Source organism: Citrobacter sp. Cm046 (genome assembly GCF_030333065.1).
In the GTDB taxonomy this organism is placed as follows: domain Bacteria; phylum Pseudomonadota; class Gammaproteobacteria; order Enterobacterales; family Enterobacteriaceae; genus Citrobacter; species Citrobacter murliniae.
Genome location: NZ_JAOWGP010000030.1, coordinates 287,819 through 312,772, shown reverse-complemented (window position 1 = coordinate 312,772; position 24,954 = coordinate 287,819). Strand labels below are relative to the sequence as shown.

The following is a 24,954-nucleotide window of genomic DNA, read 5'->3' as shown; positions in this document are numbered from 1 at the left end:
AGTGCCATCAGGCATTACACCTTTCACTAATCAGAACCACGCCTCCCACATTGCGCCGAGGTTAAAGTCATCCAGCGTTTCATCCTTCGTACCGTTGACGCGAGCAGTGCGGTCATTATCAACTTTGCCGCCGGTGACATAGAAGCGCAGCATTGGGCGGAATTCTGGACCCATAGCGATCGACATGTTCTGCGACAGCGTTAACTTCCAGCCGTTGTTATCCCCGCCGTTATCATAATCAACCCGCTGATAGCCTGCTTCCAGCCAGGTGGAGTGAACATCGTTCCAGAAATACATCGGACGTATAATCGCGCCGTAGTTCTTACGGTTGTCGCTCGTGTCTGTGCTGTTGTCGTAATCATGGAACGCCAGCAGGTATTCGACCTGCGCCTGTTGGGTGAACTTATGGCTCCCCTCAAAACTGGCGTATATCGCTGTCAGATCGTCGGTTTTGTTATAGACGCTGTTATCTGAATTATCAGAATAACGGGCGATAACCTTGTTCACACCACTGTCGTTAGTGTGGCTCAGCACAAATGCACCCTGCCAGGCTTTCAGGCGGTCATCGCTCTCGACGGCTTTAGAGTCAAAACCATAGTTGGCGTAAATCTCCAGATCCAGTGGACCGATCTTCATATTGTGGATTTTTGACGTTACTGCGTAGTTACCCTTATCGCCCGTACCAGAACCGCCGGTACAGGTAATGCGTGATGGGTTGGCTTCGTCTTCCATCACTTCCGGGCTGCACGATTCAACCGCGGCGACAGTGGCGACATCAAACTGCACGCCGCCAATGTCGAAGTTTTTAACCCCGGCTCCCTGACCGTCATGGTTCATCCAGAAGTAGTCGTTGATGCCTTGTTGTGGACGCTGATGGAAGTCGCGGCCCGCCCAGATATAAGCGTTAGGATTGGATTCCAGCACGTTAGTTACGCCGGCGTAGGCTTTTTTGAGGTTAACTTCGTCGCCCCAGTGGTCGATCATCACGTTGATGTCCCAGATGGCGCCGTTGTCGCTTTTGAACGCTTTGGAGAGCTGGAATTCGCCGCCGTTGCCTTCGTTACCCAGACGGCCAATGGCCGACGCACCGTTATAGGAACCATCAACGCCGACGTATTTCTGATCACCGCTCTGGAAATGTGCGCCGTAGCGCGCATATCCGCTGAATTTCACGCCGAACGGAATCGCCATATCCGGGGATTGTGCTGCACTTTGTGGTTCATTAATCACATCGGCTTTTTTCGCCACAGCAGCGTCCATTTTCGCCTGACGTTCCGTAAGTGCTTTATCTACGGCTTTGGCGACGATGGCGTCGATTTGTTCCTGAGTAAATTCCTGTGCGAGGACAGAAACTGGGCAAAGCGCGGCCACGACCGCCATGGCTAGTGGAAGTTTCTTAGTTAAATTCATGGTTATCTCATTTACACTTTACCCTTCAGGTTGCCATAGGCATTCCGAATAAGCGTGTGTATTAATTTATTTTAAGATAATAACCATCCCGTCTTGGGTTAATTTGCTATCACCAAAACAAGTTGATCTGTTTATTTTGTTAACGGGTACAGAAATATTTTATTTAATCGTAATAAACTCTCCGTTCGTAAAGTGTAAGTTCATATTAGCGCTGATACAGCTGAATAATTTCTTCTGACAGTTCGCGGGCTAATAGCGATGTCATTAAGTGGTCCTGCGCATGCACCATAATTAATGTCATAGGCTGCCGGGCTTCCCCGGCGTCCTGTTCGATCAATTTTGTTTGCATGTGGTGAGCTTGACGTGCGTAGCCATCAGCCTCACGAAGCAGGCTTTTCGCTTCATCAATGTTCCCGGCGCGTGCAGCGTGGAGTGCTTCGAAGCACAGGCTTCGGGACTGGCCGGCATTAACGATGATTTCCATTACTGCTTCTTCTAATGCAATCATGATCTTCTGTTCTCAATTAAAACCATTGTTTTCGGCGGTATCGGCAAACCACTCGCCACTCTTTTTCACCGTACGTTTTTGCGTTTCTAAATCTAACTGAACAAAGCCATAGCGGTTTTTATATCCGTTGAGCCATGACCAGTTATCAATAAAGGTCCACATGTGGTAGCCAAGACAATTACAGCCTTCGCTTATTCCCTTATGCAGCCATTTAAGATGTGCAGAAACGAATTCAATACGGTAGTCATCGTTGATTTGATCCTGCTGAATGAATCGCTGTTCGTTTTCTACCCCCATTCCATTTTCAGAAATAAAACAGCGTGGGTTACCGTAATTATCTCGCAGGTTGGTAATAATATCGTAAATACCTGGCTCATAAATTTCCCAGCCACGGTAAGGGTTCATTTTGCGTCCCGGCATTTCGTAATAATCGAACAACCATTCAGGCATAAACGGTGCATCAGGATTGACCGCGCTATCACGACATTTCACCCGTCGGGGCTGGTAATAGTTAATGCCCAACAGGTCGATTTTGCCATCGGATATCAGCTGGCTATCGCCAGGCTTACACGTGGGCAGCTGATCGTACTCTTTCAGCAGTTCCACCAGGTCCGCAGGATATTCACCTTTCAGTACCGGGTCGAGAAAACTGCGGTTGAAGAGCAGATCCGCATGGTGTGCGGCTTTCACATCCGCCGGATTTTGTGAGCGCGGATAGGAAGGCGTTAAATTTAGCACTACGCCAATTTCACCGTCATAGTTCCCGGCGCGATACGCGCGAACTGCCGTCGAATGTGCCAGTACAGTGTGGTACGCCACGGTCGCGGCACGTTTGAAATCCACCACGTTTGGATAATGGAAGTCATACAGATAGCCGCCTTCGACCGGGACAATCGGCTCATTAAAGGTGAACCAGTGCTTAACCCGATTGCCGAACAAGTCGAAGCATGTTTGTGCGTAGCGACCAAATGCCTCGACCACTTCCCGGTTTTCCCAGCCGCCTTTTTCCTGCATCACCATTGGCATGTCAAAGTGGAACAGGGTGATAAATGGCGTGATGCCCTGTGCCAGCAGCTCATTGATCACATTGTTATAGAAATTGACGGCTTCAGGATTTACTTCACCCGTGCCGTCAGGGATCAGGCGCGACCAGCTCAGGGAAGTTCGGAAGCTGTTGTGCTTCAGTTGCTTCAGCAGCGCGATGTCTTGCTTCCAGTGCTGATAAAATGTCGAGGTGTTCGCCGGGCCAACCCCCTGATGGAAACGGCCTGGCTGACGGTCGAACCATACGTCCCATGTGGTCTGGCTTTTGCCACCGTTCAGGCTATCCCCTTCGGTTTGCAGCGCTGAACAGGCACTGCCCCACCAGAAGTTTTCAGGAAAACGGTATCTCATTGTTCTGACTCCTTGATCGATTATGAGTTGCTACGGGCAGCGTTCGCCACGGAGACGGCATCCTGGGCCTTTTGCTCTTCAGTTTTCATCAAAGAGCGTTCGTATGCGCGCAGGAAAGGGAGGTACATCAGCGCTGACATCGCCATACAGATAAAGCACATCACCACCGGGCTTAATGCCCAGTTCGCGGCCCAGGAAGCACCAATTGGTGCTGGTGTGGTCCACGGTGTCAGTGAAACAACCTGCGCCAGCCAGCCAAGTTTTGTGGCGCTATATGCCAGCACGGCGTTAACCAGCGGTACGCAGACGAACGGAATGAATAGCATCGGGTTCATGATGATCGGCGCGCCAAACAGAATAGGCTCATTGATGTTAAAGAAACTAGGCACAATTCCCATTTTGCCGATGGTCCGCAGGTGTGCGACGCGGCTGCGCAGCAGCAGGAATGCCAGTGGTAATGTCGATCCCACGCCGCCAATGAGCAGGTAGTGATCCCAGAAGCCTTGTAGATAAACATGTGGTAATGCAGCGCCAGCGGCAAGAGCCGCCTGGTTGGCAGATAAGTTGGCCATCCAGAATGGATTCATAATGCCAGTGACAATCAGTGAACCGTGGATCCCGGCGAACCAGAAAATCTGGCACAGCAGGACGGAAAGCAGGATTGCGGGCAGGGAATCAGAAGCGGAAACCAGCGGTTCCAGCAGGTGCATTATTGCCTGCGGAATGATCATTCCGGTTTGTGCTTCGATAAACAGGTTTAGCGGATGCAGGGTCGCAATCACGACCAGAACCGGAATCAGGATTTCAAATGAGCGGGCGACGCCGGTCGGCACCTCTTTAGGCAGGCGAATGGTCACGTTATTCTGCTTCAGCCACGCATACATGCGGGTGGAATAGATAGCAGTGATCAGCGCGGTAAAGATCCCCTGACCGGAGAGATATTGCGTAGAGATCTTCCCGTCGGCATAGGGGGCTGCAACCAGTAAAAACGCCATAAAGGCCAGCAGACCGGACATTACCGGGTCGAGGTTAAACTGTCGGCCCAGACTGGCGCCAATGCCGACGGAGATGAAGAACGTCATAACACCCATGCTGAGGTTAAACGGCAGCATCAACTGTTCGCGATAGGTGGCAGAGAAATCAAGCCAGCCACGGGCAAAGCTGTTGGTGGTTTCGGCAGAGAACGGAGGAAAAATAAACACCAGCATGAAGGAGCCGATGATCATAAACGGCAGCGCCGCCGTAAAACCGTCACGAATCGCAATCACATACTTTTGCTGTCCCAGCTTTCCGGCGAGGGGTGTGATGGATTGTTCAATGACGGCAACCATTGACTGATATAACGAACTCATATTGACACCTTTCTAGTGTGCCGCTTCAATCAGCGACAGAGCATAATCCAGCACTTTGTCACCACGTTGCATACCGTAATCCATCATATCTATGGCTTTTACGGGTATACCCTGGGTGGCAGCCTTTTCTGAGAGTGTGTTAAGCATATATTTTACCTGGGGGCCAAGTAGCACCACCTGGTAATTTGGAAACTGTGTGTCAAATTCGGCAACACCGTATGCCTCAATCTTCACCGGTAGTCCACGAATGTCCGCCTCTTCAACCATTTTGCGAACCAGTAAACTGGTGGACATTCCTGCAGAGCAGCACAGCATAATCCTGAACATTGTTAGCCATCCTTTAAATGTAAAAACATATTGCGAGTTTAATTTGATATCATACGGAAACCGGTTTCCATTCGTAGCAAACGGAACTGTGATGGCCATCAAGATCTGATGAGTATAAGGCTGATTATTTGAATCCAGCTCACGAAATTTGGTGGTTTGAACTCTTTTTGAGTGCAAATGGAAAATCGGTTTCCATGAAAAACGGAAACAGATATACTGCGAGTGGCGATTATTTAAGCCAATGTTAAATACAGGAAGGAAAGGGCCAGGCGGGTCCTGTCAGGGGAGAATGATGTCTACTATCAACGATGTATCGCGTTTGGCTGGCGTATCTAAAGCTACTGTGTCGCGCGTGTTGAGCGGATCGCGTGGCGTAAAAGAGGCCAGCCGTCTCGCCGTGTTGAAGGCGGTGGATGAACTCAATTATCGTCCGAATGTGATTGCACAGTCGCTGCTGAGCCAGTCTACAGGCTGCATTGGCGTGATATGCGCACAGGACAACATCAATCAGACAACGGGCTATCTCTACGCGCTGGAAAAGCATCTTAGCCAGCATCAAAAACACCTCCTCCTTCGCTTTGCCAATACCAAAGCGGAAGTGATGAGCGCCCTTGATGAGCTAAGCTGCGGTTTGTGCGATGACGTGTTGATTATTGGCGCACGTTTCCCGTTAAGTATTAGTCAGGATAATGTCATTCTGGTGGATTGCCTGGAGTCTGGCGATGACGTCAACAGCATCCAGTTTGATCACGCATTCGCTACCGAAACGGCATGTAACTACCTGATTAGCCAGCATCGCCGCCAGATTGCGCTGATCCACCCGGATGGTATGGGTTTCTCCGACCAGGTACTCCTGGGTTACAAACATGCATTGGAAAAAAATTTCCTGCCCTTTAACCGCAATCTGGTGTTTATGGAAGCGACGTCATCATCAGTGGCCTTGCAGGAATTGCTAAATAACGCGTCAACGCTCAATTTTAACGCGCTGCTGGTGGCGGATGAACAGCAGGCCCAGCGTGTGATCCCGCAGTTGCAGGCATTTAATAAATCCGTACCGGAAGACATTATGGTCTTTAGCCTGGCCGGTACACTGCACCTGCCCGGTATCCCGACAATCCCGGCTATTGAATATTCAATGGATGCCATGGCCGCACGTATAGTCAGCTGGTTAAATGAAAAAACGCAGAGTGTGCTGAGTTCGTACGTGCTGCGCGGAGACTTAATTATTCCTCAGCGGTAACGGTATCAATCAGGCGTTAAGCACTCTGCTTCGCGCCTAGATATCCGGACATTCAACCTTACTAAGTGCTTCCCAGTAGTTGTCCTGATGACTTCTTTGTATTGCCAAAATGGCTTCGCGAATATGCTGCTGATTACGTGAATCAGCCATAATCGTTTTTTCCCACACCTCATCCGATGGCGACCCCTGTGGGGTACAAATCTTACGTAAATCCTTCAGCACAGTGTTTTTTTCGTGAACTGACTGTAGCGAACCGTAAGCCGAGTCGGCCTGCGCCAGACCCGGCAGCGTGAAAAGAATGGCAATGATCGGAAAAACGGCTCGTTTCATGTTAATAATCCTTGTTGTCGACGCGCATAATTTCAAGAGTAAGTGTAGTCGGCATACGGCTCACTCATCAGCCTGTGTTAGTGTAGAAAAATTAATCAGCCAGAAGTTGTAGTTTTTCAGGAGGATAGAATGCAGATACAGATTACGGATACGGTTACAGAAGATGATCAGAATGCGCTGCTCACTGGCCTGCGTGCTTACAATCTCCAGTTCCTGAAAACGTCCAATTTTGGCGATATGGCGGTCTACTGGCGCGATGAGCGTAACGAGATACTGGGTGGGCTGATCGGTAAAATCAAAGGTGAGTGGCTGTGTATTGAGTTTTTATGGATGCATGAATCCCTGCGTAAAGGCGGTTATGGCACAAAGCTGATGCAGGCGGCAGAACAGACTGCGCGCGAGAGAGGGTGTTTGCATGCGCTGGTTGATACCATGAGTTTCCAGGCGTTGCCGTTTTATCAAAAGAACGGTTACCAGTTACAAATGACCCTCGAAGACTTTCCGGAAAAAGGGGCAGCACGCCATTATTTATCAAAATCATTTTGATGACCGGAAGGATGGCTTGCTGAATATCCACCGAGAGTTGAGAAATCGTGTCGCCCGGTAGCGTCGTGCCACCGGGCATTTTTTTGTATATTCCTTCGTTATGCTTTTTTCTTCTTGCTGATACTTTTTCGTTTTTTAAACCGCAGCAGCCTTCCCGCTATAGTCAATTCATTACTCATCAGGCGGTTATTTCAAAAGGATAAAAACGTGAAACTGAACATACCTCATTTCGGGGCCGGGGCGGCATTATTGCTGGCGGGAATATTACTGGCAGGTTGCGATCAGCAAAGCAGTGATGCGAAACATATCAAAGTCGGCGTGATTAACGGCGCAGAGCAGGATGTGGCGGAGGTTGCGAAGAAAGTGGCCAAAGAGAAGTACGGTTTGGATGTTGAGCTGGTAGGGTTCAGCGGTTCGTTACTACCCAACGATGCAACCAATCATGGTGAACTGGATGCCAATGTCTTCCAGCATCGTCCTTTCCTGGAGCAGGATAATAAAGCGCATAACTTTAAGCTGGTGGCGGTGGGCAATACCTTTGTCTTCCCGATGGCGGGTTATTCGAAAAAAATCAAAACCGTTGCCGAGCTGAAAGACGGCGCGACAATTGCGATTCCTAACGATCCAACTAATCTCGGACGTGCGCTATTGCTGTTGCAAAAAGAAAAACTGATTACCTTGAAAGAGGGCACTGGTCTGTTGCCGACGGCGCTGGATATTACTGATAACCCACACCATCTGAATATTATGGAGCTGGAAGGCGCGCAATTGCCGCGTGTACTGGACGATCAGAAAGTGGATGTGGCAATTATCAGTACCACCTACATTCAGCAAACCGGGCTTTCCCCGGTACATGACAGCGTATTTATTGAAGACAAAAACTCACCGTACGTGAATATTCTGGTGGCGCGAGAAGACAACAAAGATGCAGAGAACGTAAAAGAGTTCCTGCAATCTTATCAGTCACCGGAAGTGGCGAAAGCAGCCGAGACAATCTTTAACGGCGGCGCGGTACCGGGCTGGTAATATTCGCCCGTCACCGCGCCGGTTGGCGTTATGCCGTTCTGGCGCGGCGGCGGGAATCCATTGAAATCAGCACCACTGAAGAGAGGATCAGCAGCGTACCGAGCCAGTCCGGTAAAGTGAACGTAATGCCTAACAGGAGCAGGGACAGTAAGGCACTGCTCAGTGGCTCTGCACAGCTCAAAATGCTCGCTTTCGGCCCACCAATCATCTGCGCACCTTTCAGGTACAGGCTAAACGTCAGTGATGTACCGATCACCACCAGATAGAAAAATGCCAGAATCAAACTGCCATTGACCACAAAGTTCGTTCCCTGCCCGGCATAGAATGGGAGCAGGATCAGGCCGCCTATCAACATGCTCCAGCCGACAATCGGTAGCGTACCGTAACGCGCGATAAGCACAGAGGGATATGTCGTATAGAACGCGGCAGCAAATGCCGAAGCGATCCCCCAGAACAGCGCGGCAGGCGAGATGGATAACGACGTCGGGTTGCCGTGGGTGACCAGCAGGAATGTGCCGATTAGCGAGGTGAAGATCGCCGTCAGCACTAATATTCCCGGTCGCGCTTTGCGTACCACCGAAAACCACGCCACGATAATTGTCGGTGACAAAAATTGCAGTACCGTTGCGGTGGCGGCATTGGATTTTTCAATGGTAAGCAGAAAGGTCAGTTGTACGGTGAGCGCCCCGACCACAGAAAAAATCAGCAGGCTGATGGCGTCTTTGCGGTTTTTGATAACGGAGAAGACTTTGTCACCGTGCACAAAAGAGAGCATCAGCAGAATGAGCCCGGCGAAAATCAGACGTGTCATGGTCAGAAACTGCGACGACATCTGACTTTGCTCCATGATGTACTGCGCGCAAACGCCTGAACTTCCCCATAATACGGCGGCTATCAGGACGTTCATCATCCCTCTTCTGGTGGAACTCATCTTTCCCTCTGCATAATGTATTGTCTTATTTGTGTGCAGACATCATAGCAGAGATGACTCTGACAGCAGGAATACCTCATGCACTGTCTTTAGCTCCCCCCGCCAGGCAGGGAGCTCTGGGATAATGTTAAGCGTCTATCGGTGTCAGATAATCCAGACGCAGCGGCTCGGCCAGCAGGTCGTTCATTTGCAGAATAAACGTCTGGAAATGCGGTAAGGCGATATGTTCGTCCAGACCTGCCTGGCCGCGCCAGGATTCACGCACGTAAAATACATCCGGCGTATCGCGTAACTGAAACAGCGCATACTCAATATTGCCCGGCTCCCGGCGAGTGGGTAGCAAAAGGGCTTGCAGCGCTTGTTTCAGTGCGTTGATTTTCCCAGGTTTGGCTTTTAGCACCGCTATGATTGAAATCACTGTAGAGTCAGGCATTTAAAATCCCTCCAGAACAATCTTGCCCACTGAACGACCGGTTTCAATTTGGGCATGGGCTTTTTGCAAATTAGCTGCGGTGATGACACCAAAATGTTCGCCCAGCGTGGTATGGATAACCTTGCTGTCGATCAGTTGCGCCACGCGGGTCAGTAGCTGATGCTGGGCAATGATGTCGCGTGTTTCAAACATCGAGCGTGTAAACATAAATTCCCAGTGCAGAGAAATGCTTTTAGTTTTCAGCGGACGCGCATCAAGGGATTGCGGATCGTCAATTAGCGCCAGTTTTCCCTGTGGCGCCAGCGCGGCAATAATCTGCTGATAGTGCTGCTCGGTATTGTTCAGGCTGGCGACGTGGGTCACCTGTTTAATGCCTGTTCGTGCCAGCTCTTCTGTCAGCGGTTTACTGTGATCAATCACATGATGAGCGCCCGCTTCACGCACCCATTTCTGGCTTTCCGGACGCGATGCCGTACCGATAACGGTCATTTTGGTCAGCTTACTGGCTAGTTGGGTCAGGATAGAACCAACGCCGCCTGCAGCGCCGACAATCAATAAAACATCATTCTCATTGCCATTTTCCTCAACGCCCAGGCGGTCGAACAGCATTTCCCACGCAGTGATGGCGGTCAGCGGCAGGGCTGCCGCTGAAGCGTTATCCAGTGATTGTGGCTTCAGCGCAACAATGCGTTCATCAACCAGCTGAAATTCACTGTTACTGCCAGCACGACCCAGCGCACCGGCGTACCAGACTTCGTCGCCAGGCGCGAACAGCGTCACCGCATCGCCCACGGATTTCACCACGCCAACCGCATCCCAGCCCAGCACGCGCGGCACGTCGGCATTGAAACCTTCGCGTACTTTGGTATCGACGGGGTTGACGGAAATAGCTTTCACTTCAACTAAAAGGTCATGTCCGGTAGCGATCGGAACCGGCAGGTCAATTTCTTGTAAAAATTCAATATTGCTGCCGTTGGTTGCGGCGTGGGTAATGGCGATAGCTTTCATAGTCTCTCCGGTTACAGGAATCTATTTATACCCGTCATACTTCAAGCTGCATGTGCGTTGGCTACGCTCGCTCACTCCAGTCACATAGTTCGCTATGTTCCAGGAGATTCACTCCCTTGCCGCCTTCATGCAACTCGAATTATTTAGGGTATATCTGTTGAATAATTCGATGGTAAACCGGCATCAGAACGGGAAAAATAGCCTCACGGCGACAGGACTTATACTCGAGGAGTGAAAATGTTCCGGCTTGAAGATCTCACGTTGTTTGTCCGCGCCGCGGCGCTGAACAGTTTTAGTGATGCGGCGCGCGAAGTCGGCGTCCAGCCCGCCCAGGTCAGTTCAGCCATCAAGCGTCTGGAGTCTACGCTGACGATTCGCCTGTTCGCTCGCTCCACACGTAGCCTGCGGCTCACACCGGAAGGTGAGATCTGGTTGCCCTATGCCCGTCAGATGCTGGATGTAATGCACGCCGGATTGCAAAAAATCCAGACGCCGGAAGATGAGATTTCAGGCATGCTGCAAATTGCGGTGCCGTCCGATCTCGGACGGAATCTGTTGTTGCCGGTCTTTCAGTCGTTTCGTCGCCGCTATCCTGCGCTGCGCCTGCGGGTCTTTTTCTCCGACCAGGTGACCGATGTATTTAAAGATCCCGTCGATGTCGCGTTTCGGTATGGTAATACCGAAGACGCGTCTTATATCGCGTTGCCCGTCGCGCCAGGTAATCGCCGCGTGCTGGTGGCTTCTCCGGACTGGATTGCGCAATACGGTGAGCCGCAACACCCTGGCGATTTAGCGCAGCTGAACGCCATGACCTTTGTATTACGCGGGCGGCTTCATGATCGCTGGACGTTTACGCGTAATGGTGAAGTCAGTAGCGTGCAGGTCAACAGCACCATTATGAGCGATGATGCCGAAGTGATAAGGCGTCTGGCGATTGCCGGTGAGGGGATTGCGTATAAGTCGTGGCTGGATGTGAGCGAAGATGTGCGTGACGGTCGTTTGCAGTTGCTGATGCCGGGGTATCTGGGGGAAAAAGTTCCGTTAAATATGATTTGCCCACACCGTAAACAGCTTTCAACGGCGGTACGGTTATTGCACGATGCCGTGAAGGCGCGGTGTGAAATGCTGGCGCAGAGCTAACGTTCTTGCTCTGCACCAGAATCATCAGGTCTTTAACCTGGCTTTCTACTCTGCGGTCACTCAGTCTTTTTTGCTGGCGTTAGCAAAGAAAATATCAGACTGAATGTCTTTGGTGCGGATGGTGAACAACTGATTAGTCAGGTCTTCGGTCAGCTTCTCGGCATCGGCCATGATGCGCAGGTTGAAGTCATTCAGCATCTTATCGGCGGCGGGTTTATCGGTTTTTGCCATCTTCAGATATTCTGCCTCAACCTCTTTTTGCTCCTTCGCCACTTTGTCTTCCCACGCTTTGTAGGCTTTTTTGACGATAGGGGCGAGCTTCGGATAGTCCGTCATGGTCAGCGTCTGTAATTTGCGATACTTCCAGTAAATGGATTGATCGTCAGCGTTGTTCGTGCCCATCGTATAGTTGGCCGGATACGTTTTCAGGCCGCTATAGTAGGGAACAAAGGCGGTAAGATCGGCCATACCCAGACCAATATAGGTTGTTTCACCAATCTCTTTTGGCAACCACGGACGTACCTGCATAACGTGCGCTTCGTAGGTACGGAAGACACTGACCGGACGCCACGGCTCTTTACCGTTCAGGCCGTTGGTGTAAGGGTCATGTTTGGTGCCTTCATAGTGGTTACGCAACACAGATTTCACATCGTCCAGCGTCATTTTCTTCTCTGGCGTCATGAATACCGGGAATTCACGACCTGCGGCCATATCCTGTTTTACGGAAGGATTGAACTCTTTCTGAATAGTCCAGACGCGGGGATCGTTATATGTGCGGTCACGCTCATCGTCACGAGTATAGACTTTGGAAAAGTTGAATTTGCCATCTTTTGCCTGATCGTAAAGACCTTTTTCGGTCGCGAACTCAACCAGGTTTTTTGACGCCATCATATTAGGGTTCTTAGGATCGTAATCCTGTAAGCGTCCCTGATTACCAGTGGCAAAATATTGATTATTCGGTAAACGCTGTGCCATCCACTGGTGGCCGCTACCGGTTTCCAGATACCAGATTTCGTTATCGTCCACCACGGCAACGCCAAAGCCTTCGCCAGCTCCGGCGGTTTCAACGATATGTCCCAGCAACGCCACCGCTTCACGGGCTGTTTTGCTCTGTGACAGCAGGATATCCGGAATATCGTCTTCGGTGATGCCTTTGTCTTCAACATATGGGTCGACGGCCAGCGCTTTTGGCGAAGCAAAAATAGATTCTGTACCGCTCACGCCGACGCCCAGTTCGTTAAAACCGGTTGCGCCATGCAGTTGCGTTTTCCAGTTTGGAACGGTGGTGTAACGCAGGGAATTTTTTGGCAGCGGCCAGGTAAAATCATTCGCGCCATTATGCGCTTTGGTGCTGTACACACCGGTCTGATTCTGTTTTGCCGGATGAATGACAAAATGCTGTGCTTTCAGGGCATCGCTGTCTGCACTGCGGGCTACCAACATGGATCCGTCCGCCGACGCTTCATTGCCGACCAGCAGGGTCGTACAAGCAAAACCTGATGAAACAACAGCCAAATTTATAGAAAGTGCAATCAGGCACTTTTTAAACGTAAACATTAAATATCCCTCATAAGTACGCCATAAATACACCGGAAACACACCGTTTGCTGAAATGCGATAACGTCCGAACGCTCAGACATTGCTCGCCAGAGAGATAAACGCCCCTGCCCACGTTTTCTCCTAATATCCATTGGTAGGTTGAAGTCTTCTGGACAAAATAAAGTGCCCGTTTCGCTCAATTATTACGCAATGAATATCGAGGTATTCAGGATGTTTCCTGATTCGGGGGAAAGAATAGCAATGGCACATCGACAAATTCAGTGACGTGTGTCGCGTAAGTTGACGGCGATAATTGTGTCGAAAAATAACAGATGCTGTTGGTTGCGATGAAAGATGTCAGGCTACTGGAAATATTAAGGGTGGTATTGGAAAGTTGATTGGACATCATGTTCTTTGTTGGCCGGACACGTATAAGCGTTATCCGGCGAAGAATGAAGCTGTAAATGCCATTTATTACATACTCAGTAAACTTGCTGGTAGTCGATACTCAAATCACAATTGGCTGATTGCGTACATTTTTTTTTCGATACCGGCATAGGCGGCATTTTTAACTCGAGCGCAGATTAAATGCAGCTTTGAATTGGCCTCCATAGCGATCAATTCTTTATGGTCTTTATCCAGAATGGTTGAGTTTTTATCATAAAAATCATAGCTTTTATTGATTTCAGTGAACTGCTTTTGATAAAGCATAAACTTATCAGGATCAACTTTTCGTAGTACGTTGAAGTTATTAATACACTCGCTGTCTGAGAAAAGTGAGTCATCCGTTGAAGCTTTATTTTTAGTCACATCGTTTGTTGGATGCGTTGCATCAACACAACCACTGAGAATAATAAGAGCAACAAAATAGCACATCCACTGCTTGTTCATAATAAATATCCATGATGTTAATTGATATGATGATATTTAATGGTCTGGAATTGATTTTAATATCTTGGTTTTTTGGCGGAAGTTAATGATGGGAGGCATTCTGGTGCATTATTGGGATGTGCAAAAATATACTTGAAGAGATTTTTAATATCTTACTAATGCAATTGGAATAGCGCCCCCCTAATAATTAAAGGCCTGCAATAGCAGGCCTTTGCATTAACTTATTACCAGGTATATTTCACACCAGCATTTGCTGACCAGTCTTGATCGACATCAGCTCCGCCAAGATAATCACCGCCGGCATATGCACTAAAGTTTTTAGTAAAGTTGAATTGACCACCCAACCCGGCGCGTACTGCTGAACCACCCACACCATTATCAATATCATCGCCATTAACATCTGCGCTGTTATTATCTGAATCATCATACACATATGCGATTTTTGCATACGGAACGAATGACTGTTCGCCGAAGCTAAAGGTATAGCCGGTATTGACGCCTGCTTCATAACGCATGCTGTCATAAGACTGGCTATCAACATTCATATTGTTGCTGAGCTGGTATCCGTCACCATCCTGGAACAGACCAGAAATGCTTGCGTATGGAGTAACGTAGCCATTCTGATTGTATTTCCAGTCATAACCAGCTTTCAGATTCAGACCCCAGGCGTCAGAAGAGATACCGTTGCCGCTTACTGAATTACCATTGCTCATGCTCGCAGACAGGTCATTATCAAAGTGGCTGTAGCTCAATGTGCTATCAACGAAGACATTGTTGTTAAAGCGCGTAGAGGTATAAACACGAGCAGACTGGCTATCCTGATCGACATGGCCGGTTTGATCATCGATATCACCTTTCATGAAGCTGGCAGCGGCACCGACAATCCAGTTCGCACCATTACCTTCAATCGCTTTATCAAAACCAACCATGATGCCGCTGGTATCTTGATCATAGCTTAGTGTATCGGTATCTCCCTGGAAGTGACCGCCGATGTAAGTAGCCCATGCACCGCCAGTATCCTGACTGTTTTGATTTACACGGCCATTATCCAAACGATTTGCCAGTGCATCTTGTTCCAGATTCCAGATATTGGTGTTAGCAGACGGGATGCTCAGCGCAATATTGGCATAATCGGTTAAGCCATCCTGTTTCAGTACAACAGAATCACCGCTCTGCTGAGCTTCATACTGATAAGCGCCCAGATCGGCTTTGTTTGCTGCGGTAAAGGAAGCCTGCGTATCGGTGTTATCATCATAAACGCGAATCAGCTCATGACCTTTATAATCAGCAACAGAGCCTTTGCCGGTGGCATTATTCACGCTAACTTTATAGTTACCTGCGACATCGCCATTGACTGCCAGATGACCATCAGAATTCACATCGACTACACCATAGTCAGATGCGTTATCGGTATTACCATTGGTATAACCCGTGTTCATGTCACTGTTCAGGACATATTCGCGGCTACCCACATCAAGCTGACCACCTGAGGTCAGGACAAGGTTATGCGTGTCGACTTCACCCGTGCCAATATTTAGTGCTGCGCCATTGCTGACAGTAATGGTATTAGCATATAAATTTGCCGTTTCCTCTGTCAGATTCACCGTACTATTACCATCAATATTCATGGCATTAGTATCTACCTGACCATCATCACCGATGTTCATGGATGAAGAGCTATTCAGGTTGATGGTATCGGCCAGCAGCGCAGAACTTTCTACGTTCACCTGCGAGCCATTAGATACGGTTAAGGTATCTACATCGGAAGCTTTACGGGTATCCCACTCAGAACCATGATCCAGCGTTACGTTAAAGATCCCACTCTGGAAGACGGCTGCACCATCAACATATCCCGTGTCGGCGTTATAAGTTGAGGAAGGAATCAGGCTGTTTGCTGCAATATCGTACAGTGTTGCTGTTGCATCAACGTCAGAGATTGCCGCACCGACCCACTTGCTTCCATTATCAAGCGTCAGGTTCATTTCGTCCTGGTTCAGGCTGTCATCAGCATAACCCAGGTTAGAATCGATCACGCCGTCTGCATTGGTATCAACACCTGCAGGTGCAAAACCGTTATTGAAACGACTGACGAACAACACATCGCCCGTTAAGGTTGAATTGTTGAATGTTGCATTGGTTTTCATGGATTCAGTTGAATCCGGATTATCGATAGCCGCAATCGCAACATCATTCATGTTGATGGTTTGATCATTGCTATTAATGACACCATCGCCATTCACATCGAAATCAGCCTGCATTGTCAGTGCGCCGGTGTAATCAGAAGGTTTTTCTGACTGACCGTAGAAACCTGACGTATCCAGCTCAGTCCAGGCTCCAGAGGTAACGGAAGAATCATTGACAACAATATTGTCTACAAAGCTGTCAGTGCTACCGCTGTCGGCGTAATCCTGAATTTCCTGGCCTAGTGTAATACCAGCAACGTGAGAGTTGTTTTCAATGGCAATATTGCTTTCTTGATCAAGCGTAATTGCTGTACCCAGATTATAGATTGGTAAAGAACCCGCAGAGGTACCATCGGTGTTGTAATAATCAAAATGCTCAAAGCTGTCATCAATAGTTGAATTATTAACGGTCAATGTCAGCGGATCGTTATAGTTCTGCTCGACGTCAGTGCAACCTGACGTCATGCAAGCAGACGTCACCATTCCATGTACAGTCGTATTGCTGATGGAGAGTGAATTTGGATTGGCTGTATCTGCATCAAGGTAATTTGTCGAAATAACACCGTTTACGACGGAGTTATTGATGACAGGGTAAATATTGGCATCTGCGCCGTTCCAGTCCGCATATCCCTGATAAGTTACGCCTGAAGTACCATCGTAAATGAAGGTATCCCATACGCCATTCGAAATGTCTGTTGCCGAAGCTTGAAATGCTACAGCTAAAGAGCACGCGAGGGCGATTCGTGTTTTATGGAACTTGCCACAACTTTTCAATCTAAAACTCCTGTTATGCAAAAAAGAATGCTCTCGGCAACACTATATATTCGAGATATAATTCAGAGGGCAGAGAGGACGGATAGTAAAATCCCCTATCTATCTCTTCAGATAAACATCATGTAGTCACCGTAGTTATTTAAAATTCCGCGTGCACAGATATACGACATACTTCTTATGGTGCTTGTGCAGTCTCACGAAATCTCGCAAATAGAATAATCATTTCTATATTTTGAGTTCAATTTGTTTTGTTATTTAATCCATTATTGGAGTTTTGGTGATTTAAATGAGGTTTCTTTATTTTTTGCAGTGTTATTATAAGCTATTGATTGGTATGGTTTTTGTATTTATTTTTAACCGTTAATAAATGCCGTGAAATAAGTTTCTGTGAAGTGATATATTACTGGTGTCACATTGATCATCATCTCCGGGTTGGTAAAAATATACCGAATTAGTTACTCTTGTTATTATTATTCTGCAAATTAAAAGTGGTGATGTTATTATAATAAATACTCCTTATTTGTTTCTCCTGGTTTGTTTTATATATCTTGATTGTAAATGAAGTGTTGCCATTTACCAAAAATGGACGTCGTGTTCGGATTACTAAACGAATCACGAAAGATGAGTGATGTTTTTTGCCAGGAAGTGGTTAATGTACTTAATGTATTTGATTGTTCTCACCGTAGGCACACCAAACGAACACTGTCTGCTGGATTTTGCTGAGGTAACAACTTAAAAAAGATGGTTTTTTCTTGTTTCGAATGGAAAAATAACCACTCGGGCAATACTTTTTTATCGCTCCCTTATCGATAAGAGAGCTGGTTTGCCAGAGAGCCGGAGGGGCGGTTTTTAGTCAGAACTGTTCTTTTACTCCTCCAGAAATGTACTGACAGTAGTGAAGGGCTGGCATGGCGTGTTTTTCTCGCGCTGTTCAACGCGGTAAAGATGATTAAAATGCATAAAATGTCAATTACCAATATAAGGTGATCACCTCGGCACCGTTTCTTTCTTTCTTTTTTATTGAAACTTCGCCCTCGCTGAGTGAAGTCCAGGCTAATAGTGTCTTTTTCCAATGAGTTATGTGTGAATTAAAAAGTCAGAAAAATTTTATAAAGATGCTTGCTGAATAGGATTTTATTGCCCATAGTTATAGCAAACCAATGTTACATCTTATTACATTGCCAGATTTGGCTTACTCGATCATCTTTGCAAGGTGAGGATATCGCTCAAAGTTTTGCCAGAACAAACGAAGCGATTACCTCCTAAGGAGCATCAGGAAGGCAATAATTAATAAAAATGCAGGTGAACAGCATAAACTATGAACCGTTTTAGATAATGGCGGCCTTATTTTAGTAAATGATTTTTATTATCGATTCCCTGTAAATATAATAATAGATACCTGTTTTCCATTGCATAAATAGAATATTCCATTTTTGGACTAACACAGTAATTTTTCTTGCCTTAAAAATAAAATATTATAGGGCGAATTATTAATGCTAAATCTACCGAGTATCTAATAACATGCATGCCAGGCCGGACAGGCGCTTTAGCGCACGTTTAATTCAGACAATTGCGTTACTGAATATATTTCTGCAAATTGTCATGCCTGTCCTGCTTTCATTCTCATGGGTTTCTGTGGCTGTGGCCGCTTCACCGTCAGAACAGCAATTCAGTCAGTCCATGACCACCATGCGTAACTCAGCGCTTCTCTCTGCTGTCCCCGACTCCCCTCCGGAAGAGAACGATAAAATATGGTCTTCCTCTTCTGTTGAGCTAAATGTCAAAAAGACGTCTCAGGAATCATCCGGTTTTTTCTCCTCACAGCCGACTAAATCTGCGGAATTGCCTGCCTTAGCTTCAGAACCAGAAGCGGGGAAAACCTCCTCTGTCGCCGATCCTGAGTTGCAGATGATTGATTCAGGTAAGACCGCAGCTACGCGCCTGTGGCAGGTTTTGGGCAGTGATGATCCTGCAGCTCAGGGACGTAGTGCCGCCGCCGGAATTGCTGCCGGGATTGCCAACCAGCGTATGGAAACCTGGCTGAATCAGTACGGGCATGCGCAGGTAAATTTATCCTTTCCGGGCGGTGGCGATCTCGATCTGTTATTCCCGATGCTTGATACCGCCGATTACCTGATTTTTACCCAGGGTGGGATCCGCCGGGATACGGATGATAAACGCACGACCTCCAATATCGGCCTTGGAGTGCGCGGCTTCACGGGTAACTGGATGCTTGGTGTGAACAGTTTCTATGACTACGACATCACCGGAGAAAACAGTCGCTACGGTATTGGCACTGAAGCCTGGACGGATTACCTCAAACTGTCCGCCAACCTTTACCAGCGCATTACCGACTGGCACCAGTCTGGCGTTGAAGATATGGAAGATTACGATGAGCGACCAGCCAACGGATACGACGTGCGTCTGGCCGGCTGGTTGCCTTCATATCCAAATGTTGGCATGAACGCAACGTATGAGAAATATTTTGGCAAGAATGTCGCTCTTGATGACCACACGGATCTGGCGGACTCACCTTCGGCGGTGACGGTTGGGTTGAACTACACGCCGATCCCGCTGGTTACGTTAGGAGCGGAGCATCGTAGCGGCAGCAATACGAATGATTCACGGGTGTTTTTGAACTTCAACTATCGTCTGGGCGTATCAATGGCCGATCAGACCGATCCGGATATGGTCGGGTTGGCCCGGACGCTGGCAGGCAGTCGTTACGATATGGTTGAACGTAATAACACCATCGTTATGCAGTATAAAAAACAGGATCTTATTACCTTGTCGCTGCCAGCGACAGTATCTGCGGATGCGAACAGTACCGTGTCGCTAACCGCGGACGTGCGGGCAAAATACGGTACAGAGAGTGTGGACTGGGACTACAGCAGTATTGTCAATGCGGGAGGCAGCGTTACACAACAATCCCGTGAATCACTGCTTATCACACTGCCGGCCTGGAAAGCGGAGCAGGGCAGTGTGAATACCTATCGTATTAGCGCAGTGGCGTATGACTCTCGCCATAACAAATCAAACAGCGCGGAAACGGTGGTAATGGTCCACAAAGCGCGAAACGACATCTCGTCATTTGTGGTGGTAAACGATAACGCACTGGCGGACGGTAATACCCGAAACACGGTACGTCTGACGGTAATTGATACGCAGACAAACCAGCCGGTACCTGGGTTGGCGGTCAAATTTGCAACCAGTGCCGGAACTCTGTTGGCGGCAAGTGCGACGACGGATGCACAGGGAATGGCGACCACGGAGATCACCAGTGTGGTTGCCGGAGAAGCGAAAATCACCGCGACGCTGGAGAACGGCAATGCGGCAGATGTCAGCGTGACGTTTTTGCCAGATGAGGCAGCCACCCTCAGCGATCTAAAAATAACGAAAGACAATGCCGCGGCAGATGGGAAAGCGACTAACGTGGTACAGGCCAGCGTGACCGATGCGCGGGGCAATGCGGTAGCGGGCATCACAGTGGCATTCAGTGCCGGGAACGGTGCGGTGCTGGAAAATACCTCGGTAGTAACGGATGCCAAAGGGCTGGCGTCGACCACGCTGACGAATCTTTCTATGGGCACGACTGTCGTGACCGCGACGGCGAATAATGTGTCCCGTAGTGTAAATACAACGTTTACAGCGGATGTGGCGACGGCGTTTATCAGTAGCCTGACGGTGGACCAGGACAGCAGCCCGGCAGATGGTAAGACAACCAATACGGCGACGGTGACAGTACTGGACGCGCAGGGGCATCCGGTACCGGGGATTGCTGTGGCATGGCAGGCGGATAAAGGAACGGTGAAATTCAGTTCCGGCTCGAGCAATACCGGGGCAGACGGCAAAGTCAGTGTGCAATTTACAGATACTGTGGCTGAAAGTACCAACATCACTGCGGTACTGGCGAACGGTAGCAGCCAGTCGCAGCCCAGTCATTTCTCTGTTGATCTAACCGCTTTGAAGATCAGCCGTTTTGATGTCGCGCAACAGATAAAAGCCGACGGGCGTACCGTCAGTACCTCCACGGTTATTGTCGTAGATGCCGCAAATACCCCGCAGGCGAATGTTGTAGTGAACTGGACGGTGGATGGAACAGCCTCCCTGGCGGGGCCAACATCCACGACGGATACTTCGGGCCAGGCGGTGATGACGCTGACGGATGCGAAAGCCGAAACGGTGAACGTAACAGTGACGGTAAGTGTCAGTGGTGCGACGCAAACAAAAACCACCACCTTTGTTGCCGATACGGATACAGCGGTGGTCAGTACGCTGGTCATCAACCAGGACGGCAGCGTGGCGAACGGTTCGGCGGCGAACACGGCGACAGCCACTGTGCTGGACGCGAACAATAACCCGGTCGCCGGAGCTGCGGTGGTCTGGAGCGCAGACAAAGGCACAGTAAGGTTCGGCACGCAGGACACCACGGATGCAAATGGTCATGTGAGTGTGACCTTCACCGACACGGTGGCGGAAACGGCACAGATTACCGCCACACTGGGCAGCAGCAGTCAGACTGAACCGTCGAAATTTGTGGCGGATGCGGCAACGGCGGTGGTCAGTACGCTGGTCATCAACCAGGACGGCAGTGTGGCGAACGGTTCGGCGGCGAATACGGCGACAGCCACGGTGCTGGACGCGAACAATAACCCGGTCGCCGGAGCAGAGGTGGTCTGGAGCGCAGACAAAGGCACAGTAAGGTTCGGCACGCAGGGCACCACGGATGCGAACGGGCATGTGAGTGTGACCTTCACCGACACGGTAGCGGAAACGGCGCAAATCACCGCTACGCTGGGCGGCAGCAGTCAGACTGAACTGTCGAAATTTGTGGGGGATGCGGCGACGGCAACACTCACTTTGCTACCCGATCATAGCGGTAGTATTGCAGATGGCATTGCTACTAATGGTGTAACGGCAATGGTCGTCGATGCTCTCAATAACCCAATTGCCGGGGCGATTGTGACGTGGACGGTAGATAAGAGCACGGCGAAACTCAGTGTCTCTTCAGGAGTGACCGATAGTAGTGGTAAGACGAGCCTGACCTATACGGACACCGTAGCGGAGCATGTAGAGATCACGGCTACTCTGGAAAACGGCAGTAGTAAGGTGCAGGGCAGCACATTTGTTGCAGATGCAAGTACCGCCAGGATCGGCTCTATTGTTATTGATCCCGATAATAGTCCAGCTAATGGCGCTTCGAAAAATGGTGTTGCTGTGACGGTAGTGGATGCGAACGGTAATCCGGTTGGTGGATTAAGAGTTGCTCTCAGTGCGAGTAGTAATACGGTGGAATTCTCCTCGAAATTTACCAGCACTAATCAGAGTGGTGTGGCGAGCGCCACTTTCACCGATACAGTGGCAGAAACCATAAGTGTTACCGCAGGTTTGGATAATGGTAGCGCTAAATCACAGAACAGTCATTTTGTGGGGGATGCTGCGACGGCAGTAGTCAGTACGCTGACCATCAATACTAACAATAGTGTGGCGAACGGTTCGACGGCGAACACGGCGACAGCCACGGTGCTGGACGCGAACAATAACCCGGTCGCCGGAGCAGCGGTGGTCTGGAGCACAGACAAAGGCACGGTAAATTTCGGCACGCAAGGCACCACGGATGCGAACGGGCATGTGAGCGTGACCTTCACCGACACCGTCGCGGAAACAGCACAGATTACCGCCACGCTGGGCGGCAGCAGCCAGACCGAACCGTCGCTCTTTATAGCGGATGCGGCAACGGCGGTGCCCAGTTCGCTGGTCATCGATCCGAACGGCAGCGTGGCGGACGGTGTAACCGCCAATGTTGCAACGGTTACAGTGCTGGATGCGCACAATAACCCAGTCTCAGGAATAAATGTGAGCTGGTCTCCTGACTCCGACGGAACGATGCGTTTCAGTCCGACCTCCGGGGCTACCGGAATTGATGGAAAGATGACAGTCAGAATCACTGATACGAGGTCCCGGAATACTTACATTGGGGTCTGGGTGAACGGTAATTATCTGTCAGAAATAATAGAGTTTGTTGCAGATCCTGCAACGGCGGCGGTGAGTTCGTTGACCATCGATAAGAACGGCAGTGTGGCGAACGGAGTTGCGACGAATAGTGCTACAGCGACTGTACTGGATGCACACAATAATCCAGTGGCCGGGGCGACGGTCACCTGGAGTGCAGACAAAGGCACGGTAAATTTCGGCACGCAAGGCACCACGGATGCGAACGGACAAGTGAGCGTGACCTTCACCGACACCGTAGCGGAAACGGCCCAGATTACCGCCACGCTGGGCGGTTCCAGCCAGACCAGTCCGTCGAGATTTAACGGAGACATCACATCGGCAGTCGTTAGCACGCTGACCATCGATACTGACGGCAGCGCGGCGAATGGTTCAACCGCGAATGTCGCAACGGCCACGGTGCTGGATGCAAACAATAACCCGGTCTCCGGAGCGGCGGTCACCTGGAGTGCAGACAAAGGCACGGTAAGTTTCGGCACGCAAGATACCACGGATGCAAATGGTCATGTGAGTGTGAACTTCACCGATACGGTAGCGGAAACGGCACAGATTACCGCCACGCTGGGCGGCAGCAGTCAGACTGAACCGTCGAAATTTGTGGCGGATGCAGCAACGGCAGTGGTCAGTACGCTGGTCATCGACCAGGATGGCAGCGTGGCGAACGGTTCGGCGGCGAATACGGCGACAGCCACGGTGCTGGACGCGAACAATAACCCGGTCGCCGGAGCCGCGGTGGCCTGGACTGCAGACAAAGGCACGGTAAGGTTCGGCACGCAAGATACCACGGATGCGAATGGACAAGTGAGCGTGACCTTCACCGACACGGTGGCAGAAACGGCACAGATTACCGCGAAGCTGGGTAGTAGCAGTCAGACCGAACCGTCAGTGTTTATTGGGGATATCGCGACGGCGAGGGTCACCGTGGTGACTATTGATACGGACGGCAGCGTAGCCAACGGTTCGGCAACCAATGTGGCAACGGCCATGGTACTGGATGTCAACAACAACCCAGTGGCGAATGCGACAGTGAACTGGACTGCGGATAAGACAACAGTAGTCTTTGACACTACCCCAAGTATCACGGATGCGGAGGGGCATGCGAGCGTGGCCTTCACTGATACGAAAGCAGAAACGGCTCAGATTACGGCGACCTTAGGCAGTACCCCCGGTAAGAGCCAGACCTCATCCTTTGTGGCTGACGCAAGTACGGCAACAGTAGTAAAAGTCATAACGAGTGATATTAGCTTGGTCAACAAAATGGCACAGATCACGGTTCAGGATGCAAATGGAAACATGGTGTCCGGAATGAAAGTCACGTGGTCGGTTGATAGCAATAATGCAAGTCTGTCACCTTCTGCTGGCGTTACAGATGAGAGCGGAGTCGCTTCTGTTTCTATCAAGGATTTCCATACAGACAAAGTAGCACTTTCTTTCTCTTTTGATAGTGGGCAATTAAATACGATGTCGGTTTCGTTCGATGGATTATGCCCAGATGATATGCAAGTTAACCGAGACTACCAAGTTGCCGATGGGCAAAGTCGTATCGTAATTTACGCATATGTGAAAAATTGTACTAAACCTGGGTTTCTGACGAGTGAAGAGGTTGAGGCTCTTGGGGATGATGCCTATTTACATTTCGGCGTTTCTGGAGTCGGTACTATAAGCAATATTAGTGGTGTTCCAGGTACCTTGAAAGAAATGGATGTTCCGGTGAGCGAAAGTGCTGGTGCGACGGTTTATTTAACCTCTACGGAAGTAGGAACTTCAGAAGTATCAATATCAGCAGCAGGGAGCCCAGAAAATTTTCTCAGTTCCGGGCCTCTGGATTTTTTGGCACCATAACCTAAAGTAGCACAGTGGATTCGAATCTTTTACCAGGGATAAGATTTGAATGATGACTATTGGAAAT

The 24,954-nt window shown here is 49.4% G+C and carries 17 protein-coding genes; 5 read left to right on the top strand and 12 right to left on the bottom strand.

The window, feature by feature from the left end; all coding sequences use genetic code 11:
- Nucleotides 1-30: 30 nt before the first annotated feature.
- The 5 genes from OGX98_RS03125 to OGX98_RS03105 all read right to left on the bottom strand — a co-directional run bounded on the left by OGX98_RS03125 (nt 31) and on the right by OGX98_RS03105 (nt 4,992).
- Complete coding sequence (locus tag OGX98_RS03125; RefSeq protein ID WP_286594814.1) at nt 31-1,410, bottom strand: carbohydrate porin; 1,380 nt, start codon at nt 1,408-1,410, stop codon at nt 31-33.
- Nucleotides 1,411-1,615: 205 nt separating this feature from the next.
- Nucleotides 1,616-1,918: a PTS lactose/cellobiose transporter subunit IIA gene (locus OGX98_RS03120; protein ID WP_286594813.1), complete on the bottom strand. Its 303-nt coding sequence runs from the start codon at nt 1,916-1,918 to the stop codon at nt 1,616-1,618.
- 12 nt (nt 1,919-1,930) lie between these two features.
- Complete coding sequence (gene gmuD, locus OGX98_RS03115; RefSeq protein ID WP_286594812.1) at nt 1,931-3,313, bottom strand: 6-phospho-beta-glucosidase GmuD; 1,383 nt, start codon at nt 3,311-3,313, stop codon at nt 1,931-1,933.
- Nucleotides 3,314-3,333: 20 nt separating this feature from the next.
- Entirely contained in the window at nt 3,334-4,665 is a 1,332-nt protein-coding gene (locus OGX98_RS03110) for a PTS sugar transporter subunit IIC (protein WP_045448884.1), read from the bottom strand.
- 12 nt (nt 4,666-4,677) lie between these two features.
- Nucleotides 4,678-4,992, bottom strand: a complete 315-nt coding sequence (locus tag OGX98_RS03105) for a PTS sugar transporter subunit IIB (protein ID WP_045448882.1) — start codon at nt 4,990-4,992, stop codon at nt 4,678-4,680.
- A gap of 292 nt (nt 4,993-5,284) precedes the next feature.
- On the opposite strand from OGX98_RS03105, the gene OGX98_RS03100 reads away from it, so the two are divergent.
- Complete coding sequence (locus tag OGX98_RS03100) at nt 5,285-6,232, top strand: LacI family DNA-binding transcriptional regulator (protein ID WP_045448881.1); 948 nt, start codon at nt 5,285-5,287, stop codon at nt 6,230-6,232.
- Nucleotides 6,233-6,268: 36 nt separating this feature from the next.
- Here OGX98_RS03100 and OGX98_RS03095 read toward each other — a convergent pair whose 3' ends face one another.
- Nucleotides 6,269-6,562, bottom strand: coding sequence for a YicS family protein (locus OGX98_RS03095; protein ID WP_045448878.1), 294 nt, complete (start codon nt 6,560-6,562; stop codon nt 6,269-6,271).
- Between the two features lie 129 nt (nt 6,563-6,691).
- Here OGX98_RS03095 and OGX98_RS03090 point away from each other — a divergent pair, with 129 nt between their 5' ends.
- Together OGX98_RS03090 and nlpA are read left to right on the top strand one after the other, a co-directional pair.
- Nucleotides 6,692-7,108 carry a GNAT family N-acetyltransferase gene (locus tag OGX98_RS03090; RefSeq protein ID WP_286594811.1) on the top strand — a complete coding sequence of 139 codons (417 nt, stop codon included), beginning with the start codon at nt 6,692-6,694 and terminating at the stop codon, nt 7,106-7,108.
- 207 nt (nt 7,109-7,315) lie between these two features.
- Nucleotides 7,316-8,134: a lipoprotein NlpA gene (gene nlpA / locus OGX98_RS03085; protein WP_286594810.1), complete on the top strand. Its 819-nt coding sequence runs from the start codon at nt 7,316-7,318 to the stop codon at nt 8,132-8,134.
- Between the two features lie 28 nt (nt 8,135-8,162).
- Here the strand turns inward: nlpA and OGX98_RS03080 are convergent, their stop codons facing one another.
- The 3 genes from OGX98_RS03080 to OGX98_RS03070 all read right to left on the bottom strand — a co-directional run bounded on the left by OGX98_RS03080 (nt 8,163) and on the right by OGX98_RS03070 (nt 10,506).
- Nucleotides 8,163-9,065, bottom strand: a complete 903-nt coding sequence (locus OGX98_RS03080; RefSeq protein ID WP_045448874.1) for a carboxylate/amino acid/amine transporter — start codon at nt 9,063-9,065, stop codon at nt 8,163-8,165.
- Nucleotides 9,066-9,192: 127 nt separating this feature from the next.
- Nucleotides 9,193-9,498, bottom strand: a complete 306-nt coding sequence (locus OGX98_RS03075) for a putative quinol monooxygenase (protein ID WP_045448872.1) — start codon at nt 9,496-9,498, stop codon at nt 9,193-9,195.
- On the bottom strand, nt 9,499-10,506 hold the full coding sequence (locus tag OGX98_RS03070; RefSeq protein WP_048223147.1) for a zinc-binding alcohol dehydrogenase family protein: 1,008 nt from the start codon (nt 10,504-10,506) through the stop codon (nt 9,499-9,501).
- A 237-nt stretch (nt 10,507-10,743) separates the two neighbouring features.
- On the opposite strand from OGX98_RS03070, the gene OGX98_RS03065 reads away from it, so the two are divergent.
- Nucleotides 10,744-11,646, top strand: coding sequence for a LysR family transcriptional regulator (locus OGX98_RS03065; protein ID WP_045448868.1), 903 nt, complete (start codon nt 10,744-10,746; stop codon nt 11,644-11,646).
- A 60-nt stretch (nt 11,647-11,706) separates the two neighbouring features.
- Here OGX98_RS03065 and OGX98_RS03060 read toward each other — a convergent pair whose 3' ends face one another.
- From OGX98_RS03060 to OGX98_RS03050, 3 genes are all read right to left on the bottom strand, one after another.
- Nucleotides 11,707-13,203 (bottom strand): C69 family dipeptidase, encoded by a 1,497-nt coding sequence (locus OGX98_RS03060; RefSeq protein WP_286594809.1) that lies wholly within the window; start codon nt 13,201-13,203, stop codon nt 11,707-11,709.
- A 495-nt stretch (nt 13,204-13,698) separates the two neighbouring features.
- Nucleotides 13,699-14,076: a YuaE family lipoprotein gene (locus OGX98_RS03055; RefSeq protein ID WP_052369297.1), complete on the bottom strand. Its 378-nt coding sequence runs from the start codon at nt 14,074-14,076 to the stop codon at nt 13,699-13,701.
- Nucleotides 14,077-14,300: 224 nt separating this feature from the next.
- On the bottom strand, nt 14,301-17,033 hold the full coding sequence (locus OGX98_RS03050) for an autotransporter YaiT-related protein (RefSeq protein WP_048223145.1): 2,733 nt from the start codon (nt 17,031-17,033) through the stop codon (nt 14,301-14,303).
- Between the two features lie 1,521 nt (nt 17,034-18,554).
- Between OGX98_RS03050 and OGX98_RS03045 the strand changes: the two genes are divergently transcribed.
- Nucleotides 18,555-24,887, top strand: a complete 6,333-nt coding sequence (locus OGX98_RS03045; RefSeq protein ID WP_286594808.1) for an Ig-like domain-containing protein — start codon at nt 18,555-18,557, stop codon at nt 24,885-24,887.
- The last annotated feature ends 67 nt before the right edge of the window (nt 24,888-24,954 follow it).